Here is a 16,546-nt window from a genome sequence, read left to right as displayed (position 1 = left end):
CGAGGAGCCGCGCCACCCATGAACAAACCCCTGCGCCGCGTCTCGGTCTTCTGCATCCTGCTGATCCTCGCGCTGCTGGCGTGGGTCACCTGGCTGCAAGGGGCCAAGGCGGCCACGTTCTCGGACGATCCGCACAATCCACGCGTCTCCATAGCCAAGTACGCGCAGCCGCTGGGCAACATCCTCGTCGACGGGCAGCCGGTGACCGGCTCCACCGCCACCGACGGCACCCTCAAGAACAAGCGGACCTACAAGAACGGCCCGCTCTACGCCCCCGTCACCGGCTTCACCTCGCAGATCTTCGGCAGCAACCAGCTGGAGAGCCTGTACGGCGACCTCCTGGACGGCTCCGACAGCCGCCTCCAGAACCCGGGCGACGCGCTGACCCGCCAGCGCCCCAAGGGCGGCGACGTGGCCACCACCATCGACTCCAAGGTGCAGAAAGCCGGTTACGAGGCGCTCCACGGCAAGACCGGCGCCGCGGTCGCCCTGGACCCGGCCACCGGCAAGGTCCTCGGCATGGTCAGCACGCCCTCGTACGACCCGGGGAAGTTCGCCGGTTCCGGCAGCGACGACCAGGAGGCCTGGAAGGCGCTGTCCGCGGACGAGAAGCACCCCGAGATCAACCGCGCGCTGCGGCAGCCGCTGCCGCCCGGCTCCACCTTCAAGCTGGTCGTCGCGGCGGCCGCCCTGGAGAACGGCCTGTACTCCTCCGTGGACGAGGCCACCGACAGCCCCGACCCGTACACCCTGCCGGGCACCCGCACCCCGCTGAAGAACGAGAGCGCCTCCGCCCCCTGCAAGAACGCCACCCTCCGCACCGCGCTCCAGTACTCCTGCAACACCGTCTTCGCGAAGCTGGCCGCCGACCTCGGCCAGGACAAGGTGCGCGCGCAGGCCGAGAAGTTCGGCTTCAACGACGGCAAGCTGGACACCCCGGTACGGGCCGGCAAGAGCCTCTACCCGCAGGGCATGGACAAGGCGCAGACCGCGCTGTCCGGCATCGGCCAGTTCGACGACACCGCGACGCCGCTCCAGATGGCCATGGTCTCCTCGGCCATCGCCAACGGCGGCGAACTCCGGACGCCGCAGCTGGTGGACAAGCTCACCGACGGCGGCGGCAACACGCTCCAGCAGTACGGGCCGAAGACGTACGGCAAGGCGATGTCGCAGCGCACCGCCCAGCAGCTCCAGTCGTCGATGGAGACCGTGGTGAACGAGGGCACCGGCTCCAACGCCAAGATCGACGGCCTGACGGTCGGCGGCAAGACGGGCACCGCCCAGCACGGCGTGGACAACAAGGGCACCCCGTACGCCTGGTTCGTCTCCTACGCCAAGGACGGCAAGGGCCGCCAGGTGGCCGTCGCCGTCATGGTCGAGGACAGCGACGCGGCCCGCAGCGAGATCTCGGGCGGCGGGCTGGCCGCGCCGGTGGCCAAGGCGATGATGAAGGCGGCGCTGTCGTAGCGGCGGGGGCCGCCGGGCCCGATTCCGGCGGCGGCCCGGGCCGCGGGCCCGCGGCGCCGCCGCTGTCACAGGCGGCTCGTAGACTGGACCCGTGAGCGACGACCGCCCCCGAAACGACGACCCCGACCCGATCCCCGATCCGGCCGACCCCTTCGAGGAGATGGTGGAGGCCGAGACCACCCGCGACCCCGACCTCGCGGTGATCGAGGCCGGCAGCCGTACCCTGCGCGCGCAGGCCGGCCCGCCCCAGGGCGACGGGGTACCCGCCCGTCCCGAGGACCCCGAGGTGGACCGCGCGCTGCGCGAGGTGGAGGCCGAGCTGGCCGGCCGCTGGGGGGAGACGAAGCTGGATCCCTCGGTGCGGCGCATCGAGGCGCTGATGGACGTGCTGGGCTCGCCGCAGCGCGCGTACCCGTCCATCCACATCACCGGCACCAACGGCAAGACCAGCACCGCCCGCATGATCGAGTCCCTGCTGACCGCCTTCGACCTGCGTACCGGCCGGTATACGAGCCCGCACGTGCAGTCGGTGACCGAGCGGATCAGCCTGGACGGCGCCCCGATCTCGGCGGAACGGTTCATCGAGACGTACCGGGACATCGCGCCGTACGTGCAGATGGTCGACGAGCGTGAGCAGTACCGCCTGTCCTTCTTCGAGGTGCTCACCGCCATGGCGTACGCGGCCTTCGCGGACGCCCCGGTGGACGTCGCGGTCGTCGAGGTCGGTATGGGCGGCACCTGGGACGCGACGAACGTGATCGACGCGGACGTCGCCGTCGTCACGCCCATCTCGCTGGACCACACCGACCGCCTCGGCGACACTCCCGAGCAGATCGCCGGTGAGAAGTCCGGGATCATCAAGAAGGACGCCACCGTCGTCCTGGCGCAGCAGCCGGTGGACGCGGCGTCCGTGATGCTCAAGCACGCGGTCGAGGTGGACGCCACGGTCGCCCGCGAGGGTATGGAGTTCGGCGTGCTCAGCCGGGAGGTGGCGGTCGGCGGCCAGCTGCTGACGCTGCGCGGCCTGGGCGGCGAGTACCCGGACATCTTCCTGCCGCTGTACGGCGCCCACCAGGCGCACAACGCCGCGGTGGCGCTCGCCGCCGTGGAGGCGTTCTTCGGCATCGGCTCCGAGCACGCCCGCACGCTCGACATCGACACCATCCGCTCCGCGTTCGCCGCGGTGTCCTCGCCGGGCCGCCTGGAGGTCGTCCGCAAGAGCCCGACCGTGATCCTGGACGCGGCGCACAACCCGGCCGGCGCGCGGGCCGCGGCCGAGGCGGTCAGCGAGGCGTTCGGATTCAGCCGACTCGTCGGGGTGCTCGGCGCCAGCGCGGACAAGGACGTACGCGGCGTCCTGGAGGCCTTCGAGCCGATCTTCGCGGAGATCGTGGTGACCCGTAACTCCAGCCACCGCGCCATGGACGCGGACGAGCTGGCGGGCGTCGCGGTGGAGATCTTCGGTTCCGAGCGGGTGCAGGTCGAGCCGCGGCTCGACGACGCGCTGGAGGCGGCGATCACCCTCGCGGAGGAGGAGGGCGAGTACTCCGGAGCCGGCGTGCTGGTCACCGGCTCCGTGATCACGGTCGGCGAGGCCCGGCTGCTCCTGGGGAGGAACTGACCATGCGCACGCTGTGTGCGAGCACGCTGATCGGCGAGTTCTTCGTGATCGGCTTCGCCGGTCTGGTCGCGATGCAGACCTCGGGGCACTCCACGGCCACGGTCTGGACGGTCAGCGGGATCGCGATGCTGCTGTGCGTCCTGCTGTGCGGGGTGCTCACCCGCCCCGGCGGTGTCCAGCTGGGCTGGGCCCTCCAGGTGGCCCTGATCGCCAGCGGTTTCGTGGTGGGCACGATGTTCTTCCTCGGGGCGGTCTTCGCCGCGCTGTGGTGGGCGTCGGTGCACTTCGGCCGCAAGATCGACGAGGCGAAGGCACGCTGGGCGGCGCAGGCGGCCCAGGCGGACGAGGGGGCGCAGCCGGGCACGGCCTGAGCGCGAGCGCGTGCGGTCCGGCCCCGGCGTCCGTCCGGGGCCGGACCCGTATCGGACACCCGTACGAAATCTCCGCCCGCACCACCCGTTCGGCCCTGTGACCGGCCCCGGTACCGCGTACAGCGCAACGCCGTCACCCATGTAGCCTCAGGGCACCTGCCGTCTGTCGCGTAACACAAGGAGCCACCCCCGTGAGCCAGCGCACGCTCGTCCTCCTCAAGCCCGACGCGGTCCGCCGCGGCCTGGTCGGTGAGATTCTCGGCCGTATCGAGCGCAAGGCGGGCTGGACGATCAGCGCGCTGGAGCTGCGCACCCTGGACCGCGCGATCCTGGAGCAGCACTACGCCGAGCACGTCGGCCGGGACTTCTACGAGCCGTTGGTGCAGTTCATGTCCTCGGGCCCGGTGGTCAGCCTGGTCGTCGAGGGCGAGCGGGTCATCGAGGGCGTACGGGCCCTGGCCGGCCCGACCGACCCGATCAAGGCGCCCAGCGGTTCGATCCGCGGCGACTTCGGGACCATCACCCGGGAGAACCTCGTCCACGCCTCGGACTCGCCGGAGTCGGCGGAGCGTGAAATCAAGATTTTCTTCCCGGGTCTGTCCTGATCCTGCCGCACCGGAACCCCTGATGACCTGGGGCGACCGGCCGCCCGCCGGCCGCCCCGCGGTTTCCGCGCCGCGAACGGGGGGAACGCTTCGGCGCGACACGACGTCCCCATTGAGGGGGGCGGGTCCGTGTTCCGCCGACAATGGCGAAGGAACCCCGCACCGCGTTCGAGCGGCGGGGACTTCGTGACTACGATGGAGCTTCCGCGCCCCGGCGCACCACACCTGCCGACCTCAAGTAAGCATTCGCTCCAGTTGGGAAGGCCAGACGTATCCTCATGGGGAACAACATGTCGTTCATCGGCCGTGACATGGCTGTCGACCTCGGGACCGCCAACACGCTGGTGTACGTCAGGGGTCGCGGGATCGTCCTCAACGAGCCGTCGGTCGTGGCCATCAACACCAACACCGGCGGCATCCTGGCCGTCGGGGCCGAGGCGAAGAAGATGATCGGCCGCACCCCCGGCAACATCGTCGCGGTGCGGCCCCTGAAGGACGGCGTGATCGCCGACTTCGAGATCACCGAGCGGATGCTCCGCTACTTCATCCTCAAGATCCACAAGCGTCGTTACCTGGCGCGCCCGCGCGTGGTCGTCTGTGTCCCCTCCGGTATCACCGGAGTCGAGCGCCGCGCGGTCATCGAGGCGTCGACCCAGGCCGGCGCCCGCCAGGTGCACATCATCGAGGAGCCGATGGCCGCCGCGATCGGCTCCGGCCTGCCGGTCCACGAGGCCACCGGCAACATGGTCGTGGACATCGGCGGCGGTACGACCGAGGTCGCCGTGATCTCGCTCGGCGGCATCGTCACGGCCCAGTCGATCCGGGTGGCCGGCGACGAGCTGGACAACGCGATCATCCAGCACATCAAGAAGGAGTACAGCCTCCTGCTGGGCGAGCGCACCGCCGAGAGCATCAAGATCACCATCGGTTCGGCGTACGACCTGGAGCAGGACGAGCACACCGAGATCCGCGGCCGGGACCTGGTCTCCGGACTTCCCAAGACCGTCGTGATCTCCGCGGCCGAGGTCCGCAAGGCCATCGAGGAGCCGGTCAACTCCATCGTCGACGCGGTCAAGACGACGCTCGACAAGTGCCCGCCGGAGCTGTCCGGCGACGTGATGGACCGCGGCATCGTGCTCACCGGCGGCGGCGCCCTGCTGCGCGGCCTCGACGAGCGCCTGCGCCGCGAGACCGGCATGCCGATCCACATCGCCGAGGACCCGCTCGACTCCGTCGCGCTCGGCAGCGGCAAGTGCGTCGAGGAGTTCGAGGCGCTCCAGCAGGTCCTGGACTCCCAGCCGCGCCGCTAGCGGAAGCCGACATTCCGCCGTACGGGCGGCTGATCGTCCGTACGGCGGATCGTTGATATACAAGCACCACGCCCCTACGGGCGAGCACTGCGTATAAAGGCACCACGCCCCCAGGGGCGAGCTGTGCGCACACAGGCACAACCGCACTCCCCAGCGCGACCGGCGCGGGCCCGCAGCCGGCCGGTCCTACGAGGAAGGACACGGCCGCCGCACGTGAGGGACACACGAGAGAGCCGGCTGCTACTGGTGCTGCTGGTCGCGATCGCGTTCGCGCTGATCACGGTGGACATCCGCGGCGGCGAACGGTCCCCGCTCGCCGGTGCCCGGCAGGCCGCCGCCGCGGCCTTCGGTCCGGTCGAGAGCGGCATCGCCACGGTCGTCGACCCGGTGGGCAACGCGGTCGGCGCGGTACGCGACTCCGGCGAGCGGCACACCCGTATCAGCGCCCTGGAGCGGGAGAACGCCGCACTCAAGGCGAAACTGGGCTCCTCCGACCGCAACCGCAACCGCGCCGCCGAGCTGGACAAGATGCTCAAGACCGCCGGCACCGGCCAGTACGGCATCAAGGGCGCCCAGGTCATCGCCATCGGCGCGGCGCAGGGCTTCTCCTGGACCGTCACCATCGACGCCGGCTCCAAGGACGGCATCGCCCGCGACATGACCGTCCTGAACGGGGACGGCCTGGTCGGCCGGGTCACCACCGTCGGCCGCACCACCGCCACCGTGCTGCTCGCCAACGACCCCGACTTCACCGTCGGCACCCGCATGGAGAAGACCAACGAGATCGGCTTCGCCACCGGCCAGGGCGGCGACTCGCTGCGCGTACAGCTCCTCAACGGCAAGGCGGAGGTCAAGAAGGGCGACCGGCTGGTCACCTTCGGCTCCAGCGCCGACAAGCCGTTCGTGCCCGGCGTCCCGGTCGGACGGGTCGTCAAGGTCGACCCGTCCAACGGCGATCTGACCCGTTCCCTCCAGGTCCGCCCGTTCGTCGGCTTCTCCCAGCTGGACATCGTCGGCGTGGTCGTCCAGCCGCCCCGCGAGGACCCGCGCGACACGGTGCTGCCGCAGAAACCCGCCAAACCCAAGCCGACCCCGACGGTCACCGTCACGGCCACCCCCACCGCGAGCGCCTCCCCCAGGAGCTGACCGATGCGCATCAAGAGGACCCTGCTCTCGGCCGCCCTGGTGGTCGTGGCCCTGCTGGTCCAGGTCAGCGTGCTGGCACGGCTCCAACTGCCCGGCGCCACCCCGGACCTGCTGCTCCTGGTCGTCCTCGGCCTGGCGCTGGTCTACGGGCACACCGGCGGCGCCCTGGTCGGCTTCGGCGCCGGCCTGCTCGCCGACCTCGCGCCGCCCTCCGACCACGCCATCGGCCGGTACGCGCTGGTGCTGTGCGTCATCGGGTACGTGGCCGGGCTGACCAAGCCGGACACCGGACAGCACCGCTCGGCCACCATGCCGCTGATCGTCGTGGTCGCCGCCGCCCTCGGCTCGACGCTGCTGTACGCGGGCGTCGGCTCGCTCGTCGGGGACTCCGCCGCCCGGCACGTGGGCCTGGGCTGGCTGCTGTTCACCGCGACGCTCTACGACCTGCTGCTGGCCCCGTTCGCCGTACCCCTGGTCATGGCGCTGGCCCGCAGGACGGAACACGACCCGCTGGCGACCGACGCGGCCGGCGGAACGGGCGGCTCCGCCAAGGGCCGCAAGAGCGTCCACGGCTGGATCGGCTCCGGCACCGGCCTCAAGGCGAGCCGCTCGATGCGCACCGGCCTGACCTCCAAGCAGGCCCGGATCGGCGGCCAGCGCGGCGGACTGCTCGGCAGACCGGCCCGTAACAAGCCAGGACGCATCAAGGGGGTCAAGCGACTGTGACCAACATTCCGGAGACCGGCCGTACCTCGCGCGTCACGATCCGGCTGGTCGCCATCCAGATCCTCGTCTTCTCCCTGCTGCTGACCCTCGGCGGCCGGCTGTGGTACCTCCAGATCCGCAACGGCCGGGAGTACGCCGACGAGGCCCGCAACAACCACGTCCAGCAGGTCGTCGAACCGGCCACCCGCGGCTCCATCCTCGACGCCCGCGGCATCCCGCTCGCCGACAACCAGACCCGCCTGGTCGTCTCCGCCAGCCGCACCGACCTGCTGAAGATGAAGGACGACGGCAAGGCCGTACTCGGCCGGCTCGCCAAGGTCCTGGGCATGTCGGAGACGGAGATCCGCAACAAGGTCCGGCTGTGCGACGCCAAGACCCCGCAGCCCTGCTGGAACGGCTCACCCTTCCAGCCCATCCCGATCACCGACGAGGCCACCACCCAGCAGGCCCTCCAGATCCGCGAACGCTCCGAGGACTTCCCCGGCATCTCCGCCGAACCCACCGCCGTACGCCGCTACGCCGCACCCGGCAAGGCCCAGACCGCCCAGGTCCTCGGCTACCTCTCGCCGGTCACCGACGAGGAGATCCAGAAGGCCAAGAACACCCGCTCGCCGCTGCTGCGCTCCGACCAGATCGGCCGGTCCGGGCTGGAGCGCACCTACGACAGCGCGCTGCGCGGCAAGGCCGGCGTGACCCGCTACGAGGTCGACAACCTCGGCCGGGTCATCGGCAAGGCCAAGAGCGACAAGGCGATTCCCGGCTCCAACGTCGTCACGAGCATAGACGCCCGTGTCCAGGCCATAGCGGAGAAGGAACTCGCCCAGGCGATGAAGGACGCCCGCGACACGCACGACAAGAACACCGGCACCAACTACAAGGCCGACGCGGGCGCCGTGGTCGTCATGGAGAACAGGACCGGCCGGGTCATCTCCATGGCGTCCAACCCGTCCTACGACCCCAACGCCTGGGTCGGCGGCATCAGCGGCAAGGACTACGCGAAGCTGACCGGCAAGGACTCCAACTACCCGCTGCTCAACCGCGCGATCCAGGGACAGGCCGCGCCCGGCTCGATCTTCAAGGTCATCTCCACCTCGGCCGCGGTCAACGCCGGTTACGACTTCGACGGCACCTACCCCTGCACCGCCTCCTTCAACATCGGCGGCCAGGTCTTCAAGAACTTCGAGTCCAAGGGCTACGGGCCGATCAACCTCGGCCGGGCGCTGGAGGTCTCCTGCGACACCGTCTTCTACAACCTGGCGTACCAGCAGTGGCAGAAGGACGGCGGCAACAAGCCGAAGAACCCGGCGGACTGGTTCTACAAGACGGCACACCAGTTCGGCCTCGGCAAGGAGACCGGCATCGACCTGCCCAACGAGGTCACCGGCCGCGTCCCCGACCGCCAGTGGAAGAAGCGCTACTGGGAGGCCAACAAGGACAGCTGGTGCAAGCAGGGCAAGAGCGGCGACGACTACGTGTCGAAGATCGCCAGGGAGAACTGCGAGTCCGGCATGAAGATGCGCGCCGGTGACTCCGTGAACTACTCCATCGGCCAGGGCGACACCCAGGTCACCCCGATACAGATGGCGACGATCTACGCGGCCATCGCCAACGGCGGCACGCTCTACAACCCGACCGTGGGCAAGGCCGTCGTCAGCCCCGACGGCAAGCACATCGAGCACATCGAGCCCAAGGCGCACGGCAAGCTGCCGGTGACCGCCAAGACGCTGTCCCAGATCGACGGCGCGCTGGCCGGTGTCGCCACCCGCGGCACCGCCGCCTGGCGCTTCCAGGGCTGGCCGCAGGACAAGATCCCGATGCACGCCAAGACCGGTACGGCCGAGGTCTACGGCAAGCAGACGACGGGCTGGTTCGCCACGTACACCAAGGACTACACGATCGTCATGACCATCTCCCAGGGCGGCACCGGCTCCGGCTCCGCCGGGCCCGCCGTGCGCAAGATCTACAACGCGCTGTACGGGGTGGACGACAAGGGCAAGATCGACGAGAAGGCGGCGCTGCTGCCGAAGCCGCAGACCGGCCTGCCCAAGATCCTGGGCGACGGCACGATCCAGGCGCAGCCCATCAAGCCCGTCGCCGCCACCCCGCCGCCCGCCGCGGCCGGAAGGCGGGAACAGTGACCAGCTCGCACACGGCGAACGGCTTCACCGTCCGCCGCTACAGCCCCGACCGCGGCGCCTGGGGCAGACTGACCGCGCGCGACTCGGTCGTGCGCCGCCTCGACTGGGTCATGCTGCTGTGCTGCCTGGCCCTGTCGCTGATCGGCGCGGTGCTGGTCTTCTCCGCCACCCGCAACCGCACCGAGCTGAACCACGGCGACGAGTACGGCTTCCTGCTGCGCCACCTGCTGAACACCGGCATCGGCCTGGCCCTGGCGGCCGGCGCGGTCTGGCTGGGCCACCGCACGCTGCGCGGCGCGGTGCCGATCCTCTACGTCCTGTCGCTGCTGCTGTCGCTGCTGGTCCTCACCCCGCTGGGCGCCACCATCAACGGCTCCCGCTCCTGGCTGGCCATCCCCGGCGGGCTCTCCCTCCAGCCCGCCGAATTCGCCAAGATCACGATCACGCTGGGGATGGCGGTGATCCTCGCGGGCCGGGTCGACGCGGGCGACCGCCCGCACCCCGACCACCGCACCGTCGTCCAGGCCCTCGGCCTGGCCGCCGTCCCCGTCCTCATCATCATGCTGATGCCGGACCTCGGCTCGGTGATGGTCCTCGGCGCGATCATCCTCGGCGTCCTGCTCTCCTCCGGGGCCTCCAACCGGTGGATCCTCGGCCTGGTGGGCGCCGGCGTCGCCGGCTGTGTCGCCGTCTGGCAGCTCGGCCTGCTGGACGATTACCAGATCGCCCGCTTCGCCGCCTTCGCCAACCCGAGCCTGGACCCGGCCGGCGTCGGCTACAACACCAACCAGGCGCGCATCGCGATCGGCGGCGGCGGGCTGACCGGCTCCGGCCTCTTCCAGGGCAGCCAGACCACCGGCCAGTTCGTCCCGGAACAGCAGACCGACTTCATCTTCACCGTCGCTGGTGAGGAGCTGGGCTTCCTCGGCGCGGGCCTGATCATCGTCCTGCTGGGCGTGGTCCTGTGGCGCGCCTGCCGGATCGCCCGCGAGGCCAGTGAGCTGTACAGCACGATCGTCGCGGCCGGCTGCGTCTCCTGGTTCTCCTTCCAGGCCTTCGAGAACATCGGCATGACGCTCGGCATCATGCCCGTCACCGGACTGCCGCTGCCGTTCGTCTCGTACGGCGGCACGTCCATGTTCGCGGTCTGGATCGCCATAGGACTGCTCCAGTCCATCCACGTGCAGCGGCCGGTGTCGGCCTGACGCCGCGCCGCCCGTACGTCAGCGGGCGGCGCGGTAGGAGCTGTACGCGACGAGGGCGGCGACCACGGCGGCGCCGGCCACCGTGGCGAGGACGATCCACAGAGCGACCCGCGCCGCGCCCGGCCGCTTGCGACCCCGCGACCGGGTCTCGTCGGGCCGGAACACGCGGCCCGCGTCCGGCGCGGCACCGACCGCGATGTCGGCCAGCAACCGGCGGCACGCGGTAGCCAGTTCAGCCGTACCACTGTCCAGCCGCAGGACCGTTTCCGCCCGCGCCGGCGCACTCGTACCACCCTCCAGAATGCGCCCCGCCCGTATCAGCACCTCACCACGCGTCCCGGTGGCGGACAAACTGATCCACCGCTGCACATGCTCCCCCCGTATGACCACCCCACCCGCCCGGTCCCGGTAAACCGTGTGCTGCTGCCACAACACACCAGCCAACTGACGCGCGGTGTCCGCCAGATGCGCGAGCATCGTCCCCCCTGCCGTGATGTGCGCGAGTCGAGAAGCGCACTTTATCGGGAGGGGTGGGCGGAGCAGCGCCCGCCCCGACGGTGGGGCGGGCGCTGCCGGTCAGCTCACGGTGGTGCTCACGACGACTGCTGGAGCCGCAGCAGGGAAGCCGCCAGCTGGTCCACCTCCTCCGGGGTGTTGTACAGGGCCAGGGAGGCGCGTACGGCGCTGTCCAGGCCGTAGTGGGCCAGGGCCGGCTGGGCGCAGTGGTGGCCGGAGCGGACGGCGATGCCCTCCAGGTCCAGGGCCTGCGCCACCGCCGTCGAGTCGTGGCCCGCGAGGGTGAAGGCCAGCACCCCGATACGGTCCGGGGCCTCGCCCAGTACGCGCAGGCCCGGCACGGCCGCCAGGGCCTGCTGCGCGTAGGCCAGCAGCTGGGACTCGTACGCGGCGACGGCCTCGTGGTCGAAGGCCGACAGCCAGTCGAGGGCCGCGAGCAGCCCCACCACGCCGGAGATGTGGCCCGTACCGGCCTCGAAGAGGTGCGGCGCGGGCGCGAACGTCGTGCGGTCGAACGAAACGGACTCGATCATGTTCCCGCCGCCCTGCCACGGCGCCATCGACGCCAGCAGTTCGGGCTTGGCGTACAGCGCGCCGATGCCCGTGGGCGCGAACAGCTTATGACCGGAGAAGGCGTAGAAATCGGCGTCCAGAGCCTGCACGTCGACCGGGAAGTGAGCCACCGCCTGCGCGCCGTCCACCAGCACCTTGGCGCCGTAACGGTGGGCCAGCGCCGTCATCTCCGCCACCGGCGGGACGGTGCCCAGCACGTTGGAGGCATGGCTGACGGCCACCAGCCGGGTACGGGAGGACAGCAGGTCGGCGTAGGCGAACTGGTCGATCTGCCCGTCCGGCAGCAGCGGGACCGGCACCACCCGGGCATGCGTCTCGGCGGCGAGCTGCTGCCAGGGCACGATGTCGGAGTGGTGCTCCAGTACGGGTACGAGGATGTCGTCGCCCGGACCGACGTTGGCCCGCCCCCAGGTCTGCGCGACCAGGTTGATCGCCTCGGTGGTGCCCCGGACGAAGACGATCTCCTCGGGGGACGGGGCGCCCAGGAAGTCCGCGACGGCGGCCCGGCCCGCTTCGTACAGGGCGGTCGCGTCCCGGGCCATGGTGTGGGCGCCGCGGTGGATGTTGGAGTTGGCCGAACCGTAGAACGCGGCCAGCGCCTCGATCACCTGGCGCGGCTTCTGCGTGGTGGCGCCGTTGTCGAGCCAGACCAGCGGCCGGCCGTTGACCAGCCGGTGCAGGATCGGGAAGTCGCCGCGGGCCATCTCGGGGGAGAAGGCGCCGCGTTGGGTGCCGGGGGGCTGTTGCGGGGTGGATGGGGTGGGGGTGGTGGTAGCGCTCGGGGTGGTGGGAGCGCTGGGGACGGTGGTGGGGGCTGGGGTGGTGGGGATCGCTTCGGTGGTGGCGGTTGCTGGGACGGCGTCCGCGCTTGGGAGTGCGGTCATGCCTGGGATTGCGCTCGTGGTTGGGAGTGCGGTCATGCCTGGGATTGCGCTCGTGGTCGGGAGTGCGGTCATGCCCGGGATCGCGTTCGTACCCGGAGCTGTGCTCGTGCCCGGGACCGCGCTCATGCCCGGGACGGTGCCGGCGCCGGTGCCGAGGTACTGGTCCGTTCCGGTGGCCGCATTCGCCGTACTCGGTACGGCAGTTGACGCACCCGGTACGGCAGTTGACGTGGCACCGCCCGTTGCGGAGTCCGCGCTCGGGACCTGCTGCATGCCCGGCAGGCCCGCCATGGCCGCGGCCGGTACGACGGTCGCCCCCGCGCCCGGAGCCGCGCCCGTGCTCGGTGCGCTGTTCGGTGCGGTGACCGGCGCGGTACTCGGGGCCGCGGTGGTGCCCGTTGCCGTGCCCGTGCTGGTGGTGGGAGCCGCGGTGCCCGTCCTGGTCCCCTTGCCGAGGAGCGCGCTCAGCGGTGCCGCGAGCCCCGTGGCCTCAGGAGTAGTCATGGTACTTGGACACCTCGACGTTCTGCAGGACGGCGAGGGCGTCCTCGACCAGGACGGCGGTGTTGAAGTACGCCGTGACCAGGTACGAGGTGATGGCCTTCTGGTCGACGCCCATGTTGCGGATGGACAGGCCCGGTTCCGCCTCGTCCGGCACCGAACTGGGGCGCAGACCCACCACGCCCTGCTCGGCCTCGCCCACCCGCATCAGCAGGATCTCCGTCGTACCCGCGCCGTTGATCGTCACCTTGTCGGACGGCAGCAGCGGCACGCCGCGCCAGGTCAGCAGCGGACTGCCGAACCGTGTGTCGGTCACCGGGGGCACACCCCGGCGGGTACATTCGCGGCCGAACGCGGCGATCGCCCGCGGGTGCGCGACGAAGTACGCGGGCTGCTTCCACACCTTGGCCAGCAGCTCGTCCAGGTCGTCGGGGGTCGGCGCACCGGTGCGCGGCTGCACCCGCATTCCCGGCGCGACCTGGTTGAACAGGCCGAAGTCCGGGTGGTTGAGCATCATCGACTCCTGCCGCTCACGCAGGGCGTGCACGGTCAGGTTGCTCTGCGCCCGGGTCTGGTCGATGGGCTGGTTGTACAGGTCGGCGACGCGGGTGTGTACGCGCAGCACGGTCTGGGCGAGGCTCATGTGGTACTCGCGCGGTGTGTCCTCGTACTCCACGTACGTGCCCGGCAGCACCGGCTCGCCGACGTGCCCGGAGGCCAGGTCGACCGGCGCCTCGGCCCCCGGCGTCGGCCCGTCGCCGGCGCAGTAGGTCTCCATCGAGTTGCGTAACGCCTCGTCGCGGTCGGCCAGTTCGGCGAGCTTGGAGCGGTGGATGCACAGGGCGACGCCGGGCGTGAGCGTACGCACCCGGTACGGCAGCGTCTCGCCCTTGGCCCAGGCCTCCAGGTCGAAGAACTGGCCGTCGCCGACGATCTCCAGCAGCGCGTCCTCGCCGTAGCGGCCGGTCACCCGCTTCTCGGCGCGGCCCCGCACCAGCACCCAGAGCCGGTCGGCGGTGTCGCTCTCCGAGCACAGCGTCTGCCCGGCCTCGAAGGCCACCTCGTCGCACGTCTCGGCGAGTTCGCGCAGCTGGCCCTCGTCGGCCTGCCGCAGGAACGGCAGTTCGCGCAGGTCCTCGGGGACGATGCGGTGACTGTCGCCCTCGGAGAACGTGCTGATCCGGTCGTCACCGAGGATGAACGTACGACGGCGGTTGACGCGGTAGACACCGGCGTCGACGTCCACCCACGGCAGGGCGCGCAGCAGGTAGCGCGGGGTGATGCCGCGCATCTGCGGCGTGGTCTTGGTGGCGGTGGCGAGTTGCCGTGCCGCATCGGGACTGAGGCTCTGGCGGCCGTTGGGAGTGGTCATCGCTCCTCCTTGGGAAAGGGCGCGCGGACGCACCGCGGCCCTCCTGGCCGCCGCGGTCCGCACGGGATGAGGGGACCGATCGTCCGAGCGGCAACTGCCGACGGCAAGACGGCGTATTTCCGCAACCGGCCGGAAAGGAGCTATCCACCATTCGCAGGTGTTCATACAGAGATGAACTGTTTTTGGCCCGGGTGCCGCGTGGCCAGCCCGGAACCCGTCCACCGCGCGACGCGCCACCGCGCGAACGTCCGGTCGGGGACTGCCTCGGCGCCTCACACGCGGCTAGATTCGATCCATGGCGGACACCGTGCGGGAAATCGAGCGGAAGTACGAGGCCGACGACAGCACCGAACTGCCCGACCTGACCGGCGTCGCCGGGGTCGAGGCCATCGCGGACCAGGGCACCGTCGTCCTGTCCGCCACCTACTACGACACCCCTGATCAGCGGCTCGCCGCCGACGGCATCACGCTGCGGCGGCGCACCGGGGGCAGTGACGCGGGCTGGCACCTGAAACTCCCGGTCGCCCCCGGCGTACGGGACGAGGTACGGATGCCGCCGGCCGACCGGCTGCCGCCGAAACTCGCGGCGCTGGTGCGCTCACGCGTCCGCGGCACCCGCCTGGCGCCCGTGGCACACCTGCGGACCCGGCGCACACTGCGGGTGCTGGAGGACGCGCGCGGGGAGCCGCTGGCCGAGGTGGCGGTCGACGAGGTGGTGGCGCACCGGGTGGACGGCACGGAGCGGGAGGACGGGGCGCTGGGCCAGGGTCAGGACCAGGGTCAGGGTCAGAACCAGGGAATGGCGTCGTCGGGCCGGGTGGCGGTCGGGGCGCGCTGGCGCGAGATCGAGGTGGAACTGGTGGGGGAGGGCACCCCCGTCCTCCTGGACGCCGTGGAGGAGGTCCTCCTGACCTCAGGAGTACGGCCCGCGGCCTCGGCCTCCAAGCTGGCCCGCGCGCTGGCGGAGACGGCGGAGCAGCCCCGTGGGGGCGGAGGGGCGAAGGAGGCCGAGAGGCCTGAGGGGGCGGAAGGGGTCAAGGGGGCCAAGAAGTCCGAGGGGATGAAAGGGGCCAAGAGGGGCGGGAGGGGTGGAAGGGGCAAGAGGAGCGAGAGGGGCAAGAAGGGAAAGGAAACGCGGACACCCCCCACCGCCGGCGAAGCCGTCCTCGCCTATGTCCATGAGCAGGTCCGCGCCCTCGTGGAGCTGGACCCGGCCGTCCGCCGTGACGTGCCCGACTCGGTGCACCAGATGCGCGTCGCCACCCGCCGCCTGCGCAGCGCCTTCCGCTCGTACGGCGCGGTCCTGGACAGGTCGGCAACCGACCCGATCGGCGTCGAACTCAAATGGCTGGCAGGGGAGTTGGGTGTCGACCGGGACCGTGAGGTGCTCGCGGAGCGGCTGCGTGCCGGGCTGGCGGATCTGCCGCGGACGCTGCGGCTTGGGCCGGTGGCAGCACGCCTGCGCCTGTGGTCGCAGCGCCGCCGCCTCGGTTCCCGGGAGTCGCTGCTCGCGGTCCTGGACGGGGCGCGGCACCTCGCGCTGCTGGACAGCCTGCACGCCCTCCTCGCGGCCCCGCCGCTGCGTCCTGCCGCGGCGCGCCCGCCGGCGCGGGTGATGGTGAAGGCCGTGCTGAAGGACTACCGGCGGCTCGACGGGCGGATGGCGGCCGCGCTGGCGGCACCGCCCGGCACGGAGCGCGACGAGGCGCTGCACGCGGCACGCAAGGCGGCCAAGCGGGTCCGGTACACGGCGGAGGCGGCGCGGCCGGTGCTGGGGCGCCCGGCGAAGAAGTTCGCCACCCGCATGAAGCGGGTGCAGCAGCTCCTGGGCGATCACCAGGACAGCGTGGTGGCCCGCGCGGCGCTGCGCGATCTCGCCGTACAGGCGCACAGCGCGGGGGAGGGCGGGTTCAGCTTCGGACTGCTGTACGGGCGGGAGGAAGCGGCAGCGGCCGCCCGCGAGCGCGAGCTGCCCGAGGTGTGGCGGAAGGCCTCCAAGAAGGCGCACCGCAGGAAACTGCGGGGGTGACGCACCGGCGGGCGGGGCACCCGGCCGCCCCCCGGCGCCCGTGCCCCGCCCCCGGCGCCCGTACCCCGCCCCCGGTAACTCG

The 16,546-nt window shown here is 71.3% G+C and carries 13 protein-coding genes; 10 read left to right on the top strand and 3 right to left on the bottom strand.

All coding sequences use genetic code 11. The features are described 5' to 3' along the window. Positions 1–18 precede the first annotated feature (18 nt). The 9 genes from AB0L45_RS01640 to rodA all read left to right on the top strand — a co-directional run bounded on the left by AB0L45_RS01640 (position 19) and on the right by rodA (position 10,589). Positions 19–1,467: a penicillin-binding protein 2 gene (locus tag AB0L45_RS01640; RefSeq protein WP_365834960.1), complete on the top strand. Its 1,449-nt coding sequence runs from the start codon at positions 19–21 to the stop codon at positions 1,465–1,467. A 160-nt stretch (positions 1,468–1,627) separates the two neighbouring features. After that, positions 1,628–3,088 (top strand): folylpolyglutamate synthase/dihydrofolate synthase family protein, encoded by a 1,461-nt coding sequence (locus tag AB0L45_RS01635; RefSeq protein WP_365835612.1) that lies wholly within the window; start codon positions 1,628–1,630, stop codon positions 3,086–3,088. A gap of 2 nt (positions 3,089–3,090) precedes the next feature. Continuing rightward, positions 3,091–3,459, top strand: coding sequence for a DUF4233 domain-containing protein (locus AB0L45_RS01630; protein ID WP_365834958.1), 369 nt, complete (start codon positions 3,091–3,093; stop codon positions 3,457–3,459). Between the two features lie 191 nt (positions 3,460–3,650). Continuing rightward, positions 3,651–4,064, top strand: a complete 414-nt coding sequence (gene ndk, locus AB0L45_RS01625; protein ID WP_365834956.1) for a nucleoside-diphosphate kinase — start codon at positions 3,651–3,653, stop codon at positions 4,062–4,064. Between the two features lie 290 nt (positions 4,065–4,354). Further along, entirely contained in the window at positions 4,355–5,374 is a 1,020-nt protein-coding gene (locus AB0L45_RS01620; RefSeq protein ID WP_003985182.1) for a rod shape-determining protein, read from the top strand. A gap of 213 nt (positions 5,375–5,587) precedes the next feature. Beyond that, the gene (gene mreC, locus AB0L45_RS01615) at positions 5,588–6,520 is read left to right on the top strand and encodes a rod shape-determining protein MreC (RefSeq protein WP_365834954.1); all 933 of its coding nucleotides are present in this window, start codon (positions 5,588–5,590) and stop codon (positions 6,518–6,520) included. A 3-nt stretch (positions 6,521–6,523) separates the two neighbouring features. After that, entirely contained in the window at positions 6,524–7,246 is a 723-nt protein-coding gene (gene mreD / locus AB0L45_RS01610) for a rod shape-determining protein MreD (RefSeq protein ID WP_365834952.1), read from the top strand. After that, a complete protein-coding gene (mrdA, locus tag AB0L45_RS01605; protein ID WP_365834950.1) occupies positions 7,243–9,384 on the top strand; it encodes a penicillin-binding protein 2 in 2,142 nt (713 codons plus the stop codon). Before mreD ends, mrdA begins: the two co-directional genes overlap by 4 nt. After that, on the top strand, positions 9,381–10,589 hold the full coding sequence (gene rodA, locus AB0L45_RS01600) for a rod shape-determining protein RodA (RefSeq protein WP_365834948.1): 1,209 nt from the start codon (positions 9,381–9,383) through the stop codon (positions 10,587–10,589). The genes mrdA and rodA overlap by 4 nt, the downstream gene beginning before the upstream one ends. Positions 10,590–10,607: 18 nt before the next feature. Here rodA and AB0L45_RS01595 read toward each other — a convergent pair whose 3' ends face one another. The 3 genes from AB0L45_RS01595 to AB0L45_RS01585 all read right to left on the bottom strand — a co-directional run bounded on the left by AB0L45_RS01595 (position 10,608) and on the right by AB0L45_RS01585 (position 14,435). Beyond that, entirely contained in the window at positions 10,608–11,066 is a 459-nt protein-coding gene (locus AB0L45_RS01595) for a hypothetical protein (RefSeq protein ID WP_365834946.1), read from the bottom strand. Positions 11,067–11,182: 116 nt separating this feature from the next. Then, a complete protein-coding gene (locus AB0L45_RS01590; protein WP_365834945.1) occupies positions 11,183–12,562 on the bottom strand; it encodes a SufS family cysteine desulfurase in 1,380 nt (459 codons plus the stop codon). 490 nt (positions 12,563–13,052) lie between these two features. Next, positions 13,053–14,435, bottom strand: coding sequence for a family 2B encapsulin nanocompartment shell protein (locus AB0L45_RS01585; RefSeq protein WP_365834943.1), 1,383 nt, complete (start codon positions 14,433–14,435; stop codon positions 13,053–13,055). Between the two features lie 295 nt (positions 14,436–14,730). On the opposite strand from AB0L45_RS01585, the gene AB0L45_RS01580 reads away from it, so the two are divergent. Beyond that, complete coding sequence (locus AB0L45_RS01580) at positions 14,731–16,464, top strand: CYTH and CHAD domain-containing protein (protein ID WP_365834941.1); 1,734 nt, start codon at positions 14,731–14,733, stop codon at positions 16,462–16,464. The last annotated feature ends 82 nt before the right edge of the window (positions 16,465–16,546 follow it).

It is taken from the genome of Streptomyces sp. NPDC052496 (assembly GCF_040679095.1).
Classification (GTDB): Bacteria; Actinomycetota; Actinomycetes; order Streptomycetales; family Streptomycetaceae; genus Streptomyces.
This window is presented reverse-complemented; position numbering and strand designations above follow the sequence as displayed.

What these genes read in the sequence shown, in the direction of transcription:
- AB0L45_RS01640 (WP_365834960.1), top strand. Translation starts at nt 19, where the DNA reads ATGAACAAACCCCTGCGCCGCGTCTCGGTCTTCTGCATCCTGCTGATC.
- AB0L45_RS01635 (WP_365835612.1), top strand. Translation starts at nt 1,628, where the DNA reads ATGGTGGAGGCCGAGACCACCCGCGACCCCGACCTCGCGGTGATCGAG.
- AB0L45_RS01630 (WP_365834958.1), top strand. Translation starts at nt 3,091, where the DNA reads ATGCGCACGCTGTGTGCGAGCACGCTGATCGGCGAGTTCTTCGTGATC.
- AB0L45_RS01620 (WP_003985182.1), top strand. Translation starts at nt 4,355, where the DNA reads ATGTCGTTCATCGGCCGTGACATGGCTGTCGACCTCGGGACCGCCAAC.
- mreD (WP_365834952.1), top strand. Translation starts at nt 6,524, where the DNA reads ATGCGCATCAAGAGGACCCTGCTCTCGGCCGCCCTGGTGGTCGTGGCC.
- AB0L45_RS01595 (WP_365834946.1), bottom strand. Translation starts at nt 11,066, where the DNA reads ATGCTCGCGCATCTGGCGGACACCGCGCGTCAGTTGGCTGGTGTGTTG.
- AB0L45_RS01590 (WP_365834945.1), bottom strand. Translation starts at nt 12,562, where the DNA reads ATGACCGCACTCCCAAGCGCGGACGCCGTCCCAGCAACCGCCACCACC.
- AB0L45_RS01585 (WP_365834943.1), bottom strand. Translation starts at nt 14,435, where the DNA reads ATGACCACTCCCAACGGCCGCCAGAGCCTCAGTCCCGATGCGGCACGG.
- AB0L45_RS01580 (WP_365834941.1), top strand. Translation starts at nt 14,731, where the DNA reads ATGGCGGACACCGTGCGGGAAATCGAGCGGAAGTACGAGGCCGACGAC.